The organism is Paenarthrobacter sp. NyZ202 (assembly GCF_049860755.1).
Lineage (GTDB): Bacteria > Actinomycetota > Actinomycetes > Actinomycetales > Micrococcaceae > Arthrobacter.
Genome location: NZ_CP187556.1, coordinates 3,298,016 through 3,311,247, shown reverse-complemented (window position 1 = coordinate 3,311,247; position 13,232 = coordinate 3,298,016). Strand labels below are relative to the sequence as shown.

Below are 13,232 nucleotides of genomic sequence, written 5' to 3'. Positions count from 1 at the left end.
GGATATATCCCCCACTCCGGAATTCCCTTTATCCTGCCCAATTTTTGAGGCAGGACTGGTAAGTGTTGGGGCCCGCAAACTGTGTGCGGGCATTTTCATAGGGAGCGCCGGCTAAAGAAAACGCTGTACAGACTGCTGGGATAGCAGCCAAGAGATGCAGCGCGAAGTCCTGCCATGGGATTGCGACAGCGCCGGACTTCTGCGAGAGCAAGGCACCCTTGCCGGGCTTTCGCGTGTAATGCGGCCAAGCCCAACCGGGCCGCGCCGACGCCCCATGGAAGAGGAATTTCCCCCTGATGTCAGAAACTCTCAACGAGAACCTCGACGCCACCACTGCCGACGCAGCCGAAGGTGAAGGTGCCGCAGCCCCGGCAACCGCACCGGCCGCCGTCGAGACCTCCGCTCCCGCGACTGCAGGCGACGCGGAAGACGAAGGCGTACGCTTCACCGACCTCGGACTGGATGGCCGAGTCCTGGCCGCCCTGCAGGATGTCGGCTACGAAAAGCCGTCCCCCATCCAGGCAGCCACCATTCCCCTGCTGCTCGAAGGCCGCGACGTCGTTGGCCTGGCCCAGACGGGTACCGGCAAGACCGCCGCTTTCGCTGTTCCGGCGCTTTCCCGCCTGGCCGAACTGCATGACCTGAACGGGCCCTCCCGCAAGACCCAGGCCCTGGTCCTGGCACCGACCCGTGAGCTCGCGCTGCAGGTTGCCGAGGCATTCACGTCCTACGCCAAGCACATGGAGGACTTCACTGTCCTTCCGGTCTACGGTGGCTCGGCCTACGGCCCGCAGCTGGCCGGGCTCCGCCGTGGCGCCCAGGTGGTAGTGGGTACGCCCGGCCGCGTGATCGACCACATCGCCAAGGGTTCCCTGGACCTCTCCGAACTCCAGTACCTGGTGCTGGATGAGGCCGACGAGATGCTCCGCATGGGCTTTGCCGACGACGTTGAGCAGATCTTCCAGGAGACCCCGGAAACCCGCCAGGTGGCACTGTTCTCCGCCACCATGCCGGGCCAGATCCGCCGCATGTCCAAGCAGTACCTGAACGACCCTGCGGAAATCTCGGTGAAGTCCAAGACCTCCACCGGTTCCAACATCCGCCAGCGTTACGTCCAGGTCATGGGCCCCCACAAGCTGGACGCCATGACCCGCATCCTCGAGGTGGAAGAGTTCGACGGCGTAATCGCCTTCGTCCGCACCAAGATGGCTACGGAGGATCTCGCCGAGAAGCTGAAGGCCCGGGGTTTCCAGGCAGCAGCCATCAACGGTGACATCCCGCAGCAACAGCGTGAGCGCACGGTCGACGCCCTGCGCGAGGGACGCATCGACATCCTGGTGGCAACGGATGTTGCCGCACGTGGCCTCGACGTGGAGCGCATCAGCCACGTGGTCAACTACGACATCCCGCACGACACTGAGTCCTACGTCCACCGGATTGGCCGTACCGGCCGTGCGGGCCGCAGCGGCGATGCGATCCTCTTCATGACACCACGCGAGAAGTACTTGCTGCGTGCCATTGAGAAGGCCACCCGCCAGTCCGTGGAACAGATGCACCTGCCCACCGCTGAGACGGTCAACTCCCTGCGCCTGGGCAAGTTCGCCGAGCGCATTACCGAAACCCTCGAGTCCGAGGACGTCTCGCTGTTCCGCGACCTGATCGCCTCCTACGAGGAAGAGCACAAGGTTCCGGCAGCCGAGATCGCCGCAGCCTTGGCAGTCATGGCCCAGGGCGGCCAGCCACTGCTGGTGAAGGACCTGCCTGCAGCTCCCGAGTTCCAGAAGCGCGAGCGTTCCAAGGACGGCTTCGGTTCCCGTGGCCCGTCCCGCCCCCTCACCGAGGGCAACGCCACCTACCGCATTGCGGTCGGTCGTCGCCAGCGCGTCATGCCCGGCTCGATTGTCGGCGCCATTGCCAACGAGGGTGGCATTTCGTCCGCCCAGATCGGTGGGATCGACATCCGCTCGGACCACTCCCTGGTGGAGCTTCCCGCGGACCTCAGCCCCGAGCAGTTGCGTGCCCTGTCCCGGACCCGCATTGGCGGCGAGCTGATCCACCTTGAGCTGGACACGGGCCGCAAGCCCGGCCGCGACGGCGATCGCGGCGGCTACCAGGGTGGCCGTGGCGGCAACTTCAAGGGAAACGGCGGCTTCAAGAAGGACTTCCGCCGCAACGACGGCGAGCGTTCCTCGGCTGACCGCGGCGGACGTTCCTACAGCGAGCGGACTTCCGGCAGCTACGGCGACCGCGACCGCGGCCAGGCCAGTGGTTCCCGCTTTGGCGGACACGGCGACGGTGCCCGCAAGCCCCGTGGCGGCGGCGAGCGTGACTTCAACCGCAAGGGAAAGTGGTAAACACTGCGAAATACCCTGACAGGGGCCGGCTTTCGAGCCGGCCCCTGTTTGTTTAACCAGCGTCACACCGCAGTCCCGGGGTTCCCCGCCGCGTAGGCTCCACGTACCATCGGACCCATGGGACAGGACGACGAGGCCACAGAAGACCAGAGCGCGGCGCGCCAGGCAGCAGAGGACGCAGCCGCCGTCGGGGTTTCTTCCGCCGATACTGCCGCGGCCGAGTCCGCAGCAGCCCAAGCCACTGAACAGCAGCACGCTGCAAACGCAGCAGCCGCCCAGGAGGCCGCCCGGGTGGGCCTGAACCCGGACGACCCCGAGGTTCGCGGGGCAACCCGGGAGGCTGCCTCTGAGGCCGCCGCAGCTGCCGGGCAGCGTGGACCGGTGGCGCCGCCGGTGCAGGAGGTAGTCGTGGAGGCCGGGGACACCATGGGCGGCATCGCCAGGCAGTTCGGTGTGGACCTCGCGGCGTTGATCGCGGCCAACACGGATACCGTCCCCAATCCTGACCGGATCTTCCCCGGGCAGGTGCTCCGGCTTCCCTGAAAATCGAGGCTCCGAGATCAAGTTTTGAGCGTCTTCGCAAATTGTGTCGACGCCACTCCGGGCTGTCATTTCGCCGATTTGGAGCTTCGGAAAACCTCCGGTAGAGTATTTACTCGTTGCCCCCCTAGCTCAGTGGTAGAGCGCGTTCTTGGTAAGAACGAGGTCACCGGATCGATTCCGGTGGGGGGCTCTGGATGAGGGCCTGCGTCAAGGCGGTTTGACCGGCTTGACGCAGGTTTTTCTCATTCGTGGCGGTGTAGCTCAGTTGGTTAGAGCGCACGACTCATAATCGTGAGGTCGGGAGATCGAGCCTCCCCACCGCTACAGAGCAAGACCCCGCAGGATTTGTCTGCGGGGTCTTTTTGTTGCTCCAACATGTTTGGCACATCTAGGACAGAATGGGTCCATGAGCCGAATCGCAATCATTGGCGGCCACGGCAAGGTGGCCCGGCATTTGTCCCGCATTCTTAGTGGGGAAGGTCACGATGTCACCTCCATCGTGCGCAATCCCGACCATGTGGCGGAAGTCATGGAAACCGGCGCTGCTGCCGAAGTGCTGGACGTGGAACATTCGACGACGGCGGAAATCGCCCAGGCGCTGAGCGGACATGACGCTGTGGTCTGGTCTGCCGGCGCCGGGGGCGGCAACCCGGCCCGGACCTATGCCGTGGACCGCGACGCGGCCATCCGCTCCATGGATGCTGCCTCGGCGGCGGGTGTGCGGCGGTACGTGATGGTTTCCTACCTGGGTGCGGCGACGAACCATACGGTCCCCGAAGACCACCCCTTCTTCCCCTACGCGGAGTCCAAGGCAGCCGCCGACGACTACCTGCGGAACACCGGCTTGGACTGGACCGTCCTCGGCCCCGGTTCCTTGACCGAGGATGCGGCTACGGGACTGATCGAGGTGGATCCAGCCGATCCCGGCAACGGTACGCAGACCTCCCGGGCCAACGTGGCCTTGGTGGCGGCCGCGGTCCTTGAGCTCCCGCAGACGGTCGGCCGGACCATTCCGTTTACGGACGGGACCGTGGACGTGGTGGACGCCCTGACCGCGGAATGAGCAGGCGGTAAAGAACTGCCCCTGCCAGAGCACCGGCGATGGGCGCGATGATGAATACCCAGAGCTGGCTGAGCGCCCACGGGTCGGCGTATAGGGCCGTGGCGATCGAACGTGCGGGGTTTACCGAGGTGTTGGTGACCGGGATGCTGACCAGATGAATCAACGTGAGGCTGAACCCAATGGCAAGCGGCCCGAATCCGGGAGTTGCACGCCGGTCGGTGACGCCAAGGATGACCACAAGGAAGACCATGGTCAGGGCACCTTCGATCACCAGCGCCGACAGGAGCCCGAACCCGCCAGGGGAGTGCTCACCAAAGCCGTTGGATGCGAACCCGCCGTTCCGCGCGGCAGCAAAGAACCCGCTGGGACCGCCCGCTGCGATCGCGGCCAGCACGCTCGAGGCTGCCGCGCCACCCACGACCTGGGCCACCACGTAGGCTGCAACGTCCTTGGCCGGAAAACGCCCGGCAACGGCCAGTCCGATCGTCACAGCCGGATTGAAGTGGCCACCTGATATGTGGCCCACAGCGTAGGCACCCGCGACGACCGTCAACCCGAAGGCCAGCGATACGCCAAGGAGTCCCACGCCCAGGGTGTTGGCGGCATTGGGGAAGCTCGCTGCGAACAAGGCAGTGCCCACACCACCGAACACCAGAACAAAGGTGCCGAGGGCTTCGGCGCCGAGTTTGGAAGCCAGGGCCGGGCCGGCATCAGGATCCGCTGCATGCGCGGAGGTTTGGGTATCTCGGGTGACCATGCTGGGCCTTTCAAAGACGGGTAGAGGTTTGCCGGGGATGTGCGAGGTGTCGGAAAGCTACGGCTGGGTACCCTCCTCCGCCATCGGAGCCTGACCGGATTCACCGTCGATGTTCGCCACGTAGTCCGAGGCCGCATCCTGGACGAGGTCGACCTGCCCGGCGAACTGGCCGCCGGTCTTTTCGTCGATGAGGTCCCCGACCTTTTCGATGGCGTCCTGAACGGCTTCTTCGTTGCCCTGGATGAGGTCCTGTGCTTTGCCCTGCAGATTCTCGAAAAGTCCCATCGATGCCACTTCCTGTGTTGGTTTTTTGTGGAGCTGTTGTCCTGGAGCCGGTTGGCTCTACCAGGTTCGTCTGCCGGCAGCGGCGTTCGTGACGCGGATCCACACCCTTTTTGGGCTTGGTCAGGAAGAGCCGCTGCCCCCTCCGATATGTTTGACGGGGAGCTTTTGCGGCAGTGCCGTTGAAAGCGGGCATAAGCAACTGGGGAAGCGGGAACATGGATCAACTGGCGCTCATTATCGGATTGCTGCTTGCGACGGTGGTGGCGGTGGGCCTGGGGGACCGGCTGCGCCTTCCCTATCCCGTCCTGATGCTCCTGCTCGCAGTCGCCCTGACGTTCATTCCAGGCTTTCCGGAATTCGAGATCGAGCCTGAACTGATCCTTCCGATTTTCCTGCCGCCCCTGCTGTTTGCCACGGCACAAAAGAGCTCGTGGGCGGTCTTCCGGGTCCGCTGGCGGACACTGCTGCTCATGGCGGTTGCCCTCGTAGTGGTATCCACCGCCGTCGTGGCAGGTGCGGCCTGGCTTATGATCCCGGGGATCGGCATACCGGCCGCGATTGCCCTGGGCGCCATGGTGGCACCTCCCGATCCCGTGGCGGTGGAATCGGTGGCCGGCCGGGTCCACATGCCGCGCCGGCTCATCACTGTCCTCCAGAGCGAAGGCCTCTTCAACGACGCTGCAGCAATCGTCATTTTCCAGGCAGCAGTCGCCGCTACCTTGTCCGGCAGCGAGGTGGGTCCTGACGTGGTGGTGCAGTTCGTTATCGGCGCTGCCCTGGCCGTGGTGATCGGCATCGCCATGGGATGGCTGACCAAGGTGATCACCAAGCTGGTGGCTTCCATGGTGGCGCGCAGTGCCGTGACCCTCGTGGTGCCGTTCGCGGCCTACATCCTGGCGGAGGAGCTGCACGCCTCAGGTGTGGTGGCCGTCGTCGTGACCGCCTTGGAACTGCAGCGGCACGCCAGGCCGCAGGACGCCGCCGAGCGGGTCACCCGCACGGCTTTCTGGGACGTGGTGGAACTCCTGGCCACCGGGCTGGCCTTCGGGCTGGTGGGGCTTGAGATCCGCCAAGTGATCCGCGATGAGGGCACGGCCATTTTCGGGATGATCGGTATGGCCGTGGTGGTCTGCGTCCTGGTGTTCCTGGTCCGGTTCCTGTGGCTCGGGCTGCTGGCCGCGTCAGCGCGACGGCGCCGCAATATCCTTCAGCCCACGTCGCCCAAGGAGGTCCTCATCCTGACCTGGTGCGGTATGCGGGGCCTGGCCACCTTGGCGCTCGCGCTGGCTCTGCCCTTGACCCTGCCGGACGGCAGCGATTTCCCCGCGCGCCACGAAATCCTGGTGATCGCCTGTGCTGTCCTGCTGGCCACCCTCGTGCTTCCGGGATTGACGTTGCCCTGGCTCATGCGGGTCCTCAACGCCACCGAGGACGGCTCGCATGAACAGCAGGCTGCGCGGGAGCTGGCCAAGCGCGCCCAAGCGGCGGCCATGGCCGCCCTGAAGGAACACGAGCTCATGAAGGAACTTCCAGCTGACAAAGTGTCGCTGGTGAAGGAAAAAATGCATCGCCTCCACGCTGAGCTGCTGGACGGCTCCCTGCGGAACGAGTCAGCCGAAGAGAAGAGGAAGCGCGGGCGCGAACTCGCCATCGCCGTCCAGACCATAGCGTTGGACGCTGCCCGACAGGAAGTGGTTGAGGCCCGAAAGGAACCCGGTACGGACCCCGAGGTGGCCGACCGCGTGCTGCGGCAGTTGGACCTCCGGACCATGTCGATGCCCGAGTAGGGCAGGCGCTAGGAAGCTCCCGCCCCTTTTCGCAGGGTAGCGGGGGAGAGGTCCAACGCATGCTCCTCGACGTAATCCAGGGCGTGCCGGATCGCACCGAGGGACACGACGCCATCGCCCAGCGCTGACGTTGCCAGCCTCGGGGGAGTGAAAGTGAAGTCCAGCAACTGCCGGGTGATTGCCGGGATGAGGAGCTCCGCGGAGGCTGCCACGGCTCCGGCGATGACCACCAGTTCGGGGTTGACCAGGGTGCTGATCGAGCCGATGGCACGGGCCATGCGATGGGCCAGCCGGTTGAGGGCCTCCCCGGCAGCGGTGTCACCGTCTGCGGCAGCCTTGAACACCATTTCCGCCGTGAGGGCCGCTGGATCGCCCCCGCACAGGACCCGCAGCTTGCTGTCCGGGTGGGACTCCATGATTTCCCGCCCCCACAATGCGGCGTAGTGCGCAATGCCGTAGGTGTCACCGACGCCGTCCACGTTGTTCAAGTAGCCCAGCTCCCCGAACCCGCCCAGCTGGCCGTGGAGTAGCCGGCCGGACTCGAGGACGCCCGAGCCCAAACGGTCGCCGGCGAGCATGACCACGAGGTTGTCGACTCCCTGAGCAGCGCCCTGCCAGCGTTCGGCCAAGGCTGCGAGGTTGGCGTCGTTTTCCAGGAGTACCCGCCAGCCATGGCGCTCGGACACGATCCGGGAGACGTCGAACGACTTCCAGAATTCCTGGACGGTCAGGACTTCCCCGTTCCTGCCGACAGGGGCAGCGACTCCAACAGACACGGCGAGCACGGACGCGGCCGGGACTCCCGCCCTATCCAGCGCATCCGCGGCGATGCGGTCCAGGACGTCGGCACGCTCTCCCGCCGAAACGTTGTACGTGCGGAACGGCATGGTGACCCGGGACAGGGGTTTGCCCGCCATGTCGGCAACGATCGTGGTGATCTTGTTGGCGCCGATGTCGATTCCCAGGACGCTGGCGGCACCGTCATCGAAGACGAAGCGGCGTGCCGGCCTGCCCTTCACGTAGTCGCCGGCGCCGCGCTGGTTTTCCAGCTCCTGGAGCCAGCCGAGGTGGACCAGCTCATCGCAGATCGAAATGACGGTGGCCCGGGAGAGCCCGGTGGCAGCCATGAGTTCGGTACCGGTAACGATGCCGGCACCCCGCATGGCCTTCAGCATCGCGCTGGCGTTGACGCGGCGGACCAGCTGCGTGGACGGTGCAGTGCCTGTCAGCATGCAGTGCTCCCAACTTTCTCGGCCGCCTGCGGAATGAGAGGACGGTCTCTCTAAATTTAGTACATAAATTTAGATCCCGTCACATTTGCCGGAACGGCTTGACGGTGTGGTGCTGCTCACATGATACTGGCGATAGGTAATAAATTTATCTCCTATATCAACTCCTGCGTGGGGTCGCATGCTGCCACCCCACGATCGCAACGCGGCGCTGGGGTCCGCAAGACGAAAGGACTACGGTGTCTTTCCAACTGACGCGCATTAAACGCATGGCTGCCATGGGTGCAGGGCTGGCCCTGCTGGCCGGCCTCCTGTCGGGGTGTTCCGGCGAGGGGGATAAGGAAACGATCCGCTTCACCTTCAGCAAGCGGGAAGCCATCGGCTTCATGACCAAGCTCGTGGCCGACTACAACGCTTCCCAGGATGACACCGAAGTGGTGCTCGATACGTCCGGCGTTGACGTCGTTTCCGCCAGCTTCGTCCGCGGAAACCCGCCGGACATCGCGTTGGCCAACTACAACATGGAGACCTCGAGGTTCGTGCAGCGGGGTGCCTTGAGTGATGTCTCCGGCACCGAAGCTGCCACCCGCATCCGTGAGGACCTGCAGCCGCTGATGGACCAGTATGGCTCCTATCCGGGCAGGACCAGTGCCCTCCCGTACTCGATCATGGCGTCGTCGGTGATCTACAACAAGGAAATCTTCGCCGCGAACAACGTTGAAGTACCCACCACGTGGAGCGAACTGGTTGCCGTCTGCGAGAAGTTGAAAGCCGCGGGCGTTACGCCTTTCTATGCCACCTTCAAGGACGACTGGACCATTGCCCAGGGTTGGTTCGACTATTCGGTGGGTGGCCAGCTCGACACCCTTGATTTCTTCGGAAAACTCGATGCCGAAGGGACGGAGGTGGGACCCGGATCGTCCGTGTCCTTCCAGAAGGACTTTGACCAGCCCGTGGCCAAAATGATGGAGCTCGCCACCAAATATGTGAACAAGGATGCTGCCAGCCGGGCGTACGGAGACGGAAACCTCGCCTTTTCGCAGGGCAAGGCGGCCATGTACCTTCAAGGGCCGTGGGCGTTCAGCGAGATTGCCAAGACCGCTCCGGACCTGGCGCTGGGAACTTTCCCGCTGCCCATGACCGAGAATCCCGAGGACCTCCGCGTCCGCGTGAACGTTGACCTTGCCGCATGGATCCCGGAGGCGTCCAAGCACAAGGATGCCGCGCGCGAATTCCTTGAGTACCTGTACCGGCCCGAAGTAATTGAGGCCTACAACAAGTCGCAGCTGGGCTTTACCCCCACCAAGGATGCTGCCGCCACTCCGGATCCCCGGATCGAAGGGATGGTGCAGTACTACGACGACGCGAAGGTCTACCAGGGCCCATCGGTGCTGGTGCCCAAAACCATTCCAATCATGAACTACACGCAGGCGCTGATCTTTGGCGAAGATCCTGCATCCACCCTCAGCACACTCGACGCAGATTGGGCGCGCCTGGCTTTCCGCCAGTAGCGAAGAACCAGGGAGTCAGCCATGTCCATCATCACCACCCCACCGACACCCGGGAAGAGCCGCCCGGCTCCGCGCAGCAAGCGGAAGGTCGAGCCGATCTTCTACCTTTTCCTGCTGCCCAGCCTGGTCCTGTTCACCCTGGCCATCACGGTTCCGGGAATCGTCGGCATCTTCTTCAGTTTCACTGACTCGATCGGAATCGGTGACTGGGAGTTTGTCGGACTGACCAACTACATCGCCATTTTCAGCGATCCCGCGATCCTCAAGAGCTACCTGTTCACCTTCGGGTTCTCGATCGTCACGGTCGTCGCCGTCAACATCGTGGCGTTCCTCCTGGCCGTGGGACTCACCTCACGGATCCGCATGAAGACGGCGCTGAGGACCATCTTCGTCATCCCCATGGTCGTCTCGGGCATCATCATCGCGTATGTGTTCAACTTCCTGTTCTCCAACTCGCTGCCCGCGGCGGGCACGGCGCTGGGGATTCCCTGGCTGGAGAGCAGCCTGCTGGCCAATCCGGACCTTGCGTGGATCGCGATCGTCCTGGTCACTGCATGGCAGGCCGTCCCCGGATCGCTCCTGATTTACATCGCCGGCCTGGTGGCCGTGCCAAGTGACGTCTACGAGGCTGCGGAGATCGACGGCGCAAGCAAGCTCCAGCAACTGCTGAAGATCACGGTTCCCCTGGTTGCAGGGTACGTCGTGATCAACGTCATCCTGGGCTTCAAGGGCTTCCTGAATGCCTACGACATCATCGTCGGCCTGACCAACGGTGGCCCTGGAACCTCAACCCGAAGCATTGCGATGACTGTCATAGCCGGCTTCAACGGCGGCGACTATGCCTACCAGATGGCCAACGCGACGATCTTCTTCGTGGTCGCCATCCTCATCTCTCTCGTACAGCTTTCGCTGACCCGCGGACGGAATGCACTCTGATGAACAAACAAGCCACCCTCGACCTTGACGCCGCCCGCCCTGCGTCAGCTGCGCCCGGAACCGGCAGCCGCCCGGCCAGGGCGAAAGCCGAGCGCGTCAACTGGTCCGGAACCACTATCCTCATCCTCTGCGCAGTGACCGTGCTGCTGCCGCTGTACGTCACGATTTCCATGGCGTTCAAGACCCAGGGGCAAGCCGTGGACGGCAACGCCTTCTCCTTTCCCGCGCCGTTCAGCATGGAAGGGTTCGTCCAAGCGTGGACGCTGACCAATTTCCCTGTGGGAGCTGCCATGTCACTGCTGGTTACCGCAGGCACGGTGGTTGCCACGATCATCCTCGCCGCATTCGCCTCCTACGCGATCGTGCGCAATTGGGAACGGAGGTTGTTCCGCTACTCCTTCTTCTACCTGCTCGCGGCCATGTTCATTCCTTTCCCGGTGGTTGCCCTGCCCCAGATCCAGCTCACGGGCCGGTTGGGGCTGGATAATCCGTTCGGTGTCATCCTGCTGGCCACCATGTTCCAGCTCAGCTTCAGCGTCCTGCTGTTCACTGCGTTCCTGCGTTCCATCCCCATGGAACTGGAAGAGAGTGCGAGGATGGACGGCGCCTCCACGTGGCAAACCTTCTGGAAGTTGATCTTCCCGCTCCTGGCGCCGATGAGTGCCACGGTGGGCATCTTTGCCTTCCTGTATGCGTGGAACGACTTCATGATGCCCTCGCTGATTATTTCCGATCCTGCACTGCAGACCCTTCCCGTGCGCCAGAACCTGTTCCAGACCCAGTTCAGCAACAACTACCACGTGTCCTTCGCGTCCTACCTGATGGCGATGGCGCCGGCAATCGTCGCCTACTTGTTCACCCAGCGGTGGGTCATGGCGGGTGTGACCCAGGGTGCCGTCAAGGGCTGACCGATCTTCTCCCGACCCGCACAACTGCGTTGTTGACCAACGGCGCCAACCGTCACATACTGGTTCGGGATACTAAATTTAGAAGCTAAATCAAAGGAGTTTCGTGAGCACCTCCGCCACAACGGCAAACCTCTCCCAGTCAGACCGCATGGCCGACCCCAATTGGTGGCGCCAAGCGGCTGTCTACCAGATCTATCCGCGCAGCTTCGCCGACTCCAACGGCGATGGCATCGGCGACCTCAAGGGCATTACGTCCAAGGTTCCCTACCTGAAGGAACTGGGCGTTGACGCGGTGTGGTTGAGCCCCTTCTACCCGTCGGCGCTCGCAGATGGCGGCTACGACGTGGATGACTACCGGAACGTGGACCCCAAGCTGGGGACACTGGAGGACTTCGACGAGATGGCCGCCGCTCTCCACAACGCCGGGATCAAGATCGTGGTGGACATCGTCCCCAACCACTCCTCCGACCGCCACGAATGGTTCAAGGAAGCCCTTGCTTCGCCCAAGGGTTCGGCCGCCCGCAACCGCTACATTTTCCGTGACGGACGTGGTGAGAACGGCGAGTTGCCGCCGTCGGACTGGGACTCGGTCTTCGGCGGTCCCATCTGGGACCGCATTACGGAACCGGACGGAACGCCGGGTCAGTGGTACATGCACATCTTTGCCAAGGAACAGCCTGACTTCAACTGGGAGAACCCGGAGATCCGCGAGGACTTCCTCAAGACCCTGCGCTTCTGGTCGGACCGCGGCGTGGACGGCTTCCGGATCGACGTGGCGCACGGCATGGCCAAGGACCTTTCCGAGCCCATGCCCATGAAGGCGGACCTGCTGGCCCGGGCCCACGGCACGGACGGTTTTACTGACGGTACCCACCCTTTCTGGGACCGGGACGAGGTCCACGAGGTCTACGCCGAGTGGCGCAAGCTGTTCAACGAATACAACCCTCCCCGCACTGCCGTAGCTGAAGCCTGGGTGCATGAGTCACGTCGTGCCCGGTACGCCAGCCCCGAAGGACTCGGACAGGCGTTCAACTTCGACCTCCTGCAGTCCGACTTCGATGCAGCGTCCTTCCGGCAGATCATCACGGACAACCTGGTGGCTGCCAAGGAGTCCGGTGCCTCGTCCACCTGGGTTTTCTCCAACCACGACGTCGTCCGGCACGCCACCCGGTACGGGCTGCCCAAGGGCGGTTCCGCAGCGCAAGGTACCAATGCCGCACAGGACGTCACCGGCGCCAAGCCCAAGGGCCAGGACGGCAAGGGCTGGCTGCTGGCCGGCGCTCCGGCGGAGGAACTGGATATCGAGCTCGGCCTTCGCCGCGCACGCGCAGCCTCCCTCCTGCTGCTGGCCCTTCCTGGCTCGGCCTACCTCTACCAGGGCGAAGAGCTCGGCCTGCGTGAGGTGACCGAAATCGCCGATGGAGAACGCCAGGACCCGTCGTTCTTCCGTAACCCCGGCGTTGAAATCGGACGCGATGGTTGCCGTGTGCCGCTGCCCTGGACTCCCGAAGGGCCGTCCTTCGGCTTCGGTGGAGGCAAGGCCCACCTGCCCCAGCCTGCATGGTTCGCGGACTATGCCGTTTCCACCCAGGACGGTGTAGATGGATCCACGTTGGAGCTCTACCGCACGGCACTGCGCCTCCGCCGGGAACTTCAGGCTGCCGAGGACCTCGAATGGCTTGAAACCGGCAACGCCGATGTCCTGCACTTCAGCCGCCCCGGAGGGTGGGAAACGGTGACCAACTTCGGTACCGGGCCCGTGGAACTCCCGGCCGGTACGGTGGTGGTCAGCAGTGGTCCGCTGGAAGGCGGCAAGCTTCCTTCCGACACCACCGCGTGGATCGTCCGCACCGCCTAGG

The 13,232-nt window shown here is 64.0% G+C and carries 11 protein-coding genes and 2 tRNA genes; 10 read left to right on the top strand and 3 right to left on the bottom strand.

Annotated elements, in window-relative coordinates; translation table 11 throughout:
- The first annotated feature begins 296 nt into the window (after positions 1–296).
- From ACPFL9_RS15395 to ACPFL9_RS15375, 5 genes are all read left to right on the top strand, one after another.
- On the top strand, positions 297–2,354 hold the full coding sequence (locus tag ACPFL9_RS15395) for a DEAD/DEAH box helicase (RefSeq protein ID WP_426003714.1): 2,058 nt from the start codon (positions 297–299) through the stop codon (positions 2,352–2,354).
- A gap of 117 nt (positions 2,355–2,471) precedes the next feature.
- Positions 2,472–2,897: a LysM peptidoglycan-binding domain-containing protein gene (locus ACPFL9_RS15390; RefSeq protein ID WP_426003713.1), complete on the top strand. Its 426-nt coding sequence runs from the start codon at positions 2,472–2,474 to the stop codon at positions 2,895–2,897.
- A 118-nt stretch (positions 2,898–3,015) separates the two neighbouring features.
- Positions 3,016–3,087: transfer RNA gene (locus tag ACPFL9_RS15385), tRNA-Thr, on the top strand.
- Positions 3,088–3,147: 60 nt separating this feature from the next.
- Positions 3,148–3,221: transfer RNA gene (locus ACPFL9_RS15380), tRNA-Met, on the top strand.
- 82 nt (positions 3,222–3,303) lie between these two features.
- Positions 3,304–3,960: an NAD(P)-binding oxidoreductase gene (locus ACPFL9_RS15375; protein ID WP_426003712.1), complete on the top strand. Its 657-nt coding sequence runs from the start codon at positions 3,304–3,306 to the stop codon at positions 3,958–3,960.
- Here ACPFL9_RS15375 and aqpZ read toward each other — a convergent pair.
- Entirely contained in the window at positions 3,914–4,717 is an 804-nt protein-coding gene (aqpZ, locus tag ACPFL9_RS15370) for an aquaporin Z (protein ID WP_426003711.1), read from the bottom strand. The two genes, ACPFL9_RS15375 and aqpZ, sit on opposite strands and share 47 nt — an antisense overlap.
- Positions 4,718–4,774: 57 nt before the next feature.
- Complete coding sequence (locus ACPFL9_RS15365; RefSeq protein WP_426003710.1) at positions 4,775–5,002, bottom strand: antitoxin; 228 nt, start codon at positions 5,000–5,002, stop codon at positions 4,775–4,777.
- 215 nt (positions 5,003–5,217) lie between these two features.
- On the opposite strand from ACPFL9_RS15365, the gene ACPFL9_RS15360 reads away from it, so the two are divergent.
- Positions 5,218–6,789, top strand: a complete 1,572-nt coding sequence (locus ACPFL9_RS15360) for a Na+/H+ antiporter (RefSeq protein WP_426003709.1) — start codon at positions 5,218–5,220, stop codon at positions 6,787–6,789.
- Between the two features lie 8 nt (positions 6,790–6,797).
- On the opposite strand, the gene ACPFL9_RS15355 is transcribed toward ACPFL9_RS15360, so the two are convergent.
- Positions 6,798–8,021 carry an ROK family protein gene (locus ACPFL9_RS15355; protein WP_426003708.1) on the bottom strand — a complete coding sequence of 408 codons (1,224 nt, stop codon included), beginning with the start codon at positions 8,019–8,021 and terminating at the stop codon, positions 6,798–6,800.
- A 236-nt stretch (positions 8,022–8,257) separates the two neighbouring features.
- On the opposite strand from ACPFL9_RS15355, the gene ACPFL9_RS15350 reads away from it, so the two are divergent.
- From ACPFL9_RS15350 to ACPFL9_RS15335, 4 genes are all read left to right on the top strand, one after another.
- Positions 8,258–9,529 (top strand): ABC transporter substrate-binding protein, encoded by a 1,272-nt coding sequence (locus ACPFL9_RS15350; protein WP_426003707.1) that lies wholly within the window; start codon positions 8,258–8,260, stop codon positions 9,527–9,529.
- 21 nt (positions 9,530–9,550) lie between these two features.
- Positions 9,551–10,465, top strand: coding sequence for a carbohydrate ABC transporter permease (locus ACPFL9_RS15345; RefSeq protein ID WP_426003706.1), 915 nt, complete (start codon positions 9,551–9,553; stop codon positions 10,463–10,465).
- Positions 10,465–11,373, top strand: coding sequence for a carbohydrate ABC transporter permease (locus ACPFL9_RS15340; protein ID WP_426003705.1), 909 nt, complete (start codon positions 10,465–10,467; stop codon positions 11,371–11,373). The genes ACPFL9_RS15345 and ACPFL9_RS15340 overlap by 1 nt, the downstream gene beginning before the upstream one ends.
- Positions 11,374–11,476: 103 nt before the next feature.
- The gene (locus ACPFL9_RS15335) at positions 11,477–13,231 is read left to right on the top strand and encodes a glycoside hydrolase family 13 protein (RefSeq protein ID WP_426003704.1); all 1,755 of its coding nucleotides are present in this window, start codon (positions 11,477–11,479) and stop codon (positions 13,229–13,231) included.
- Position 13,232 lies beyond the last annotated feature (1 nt).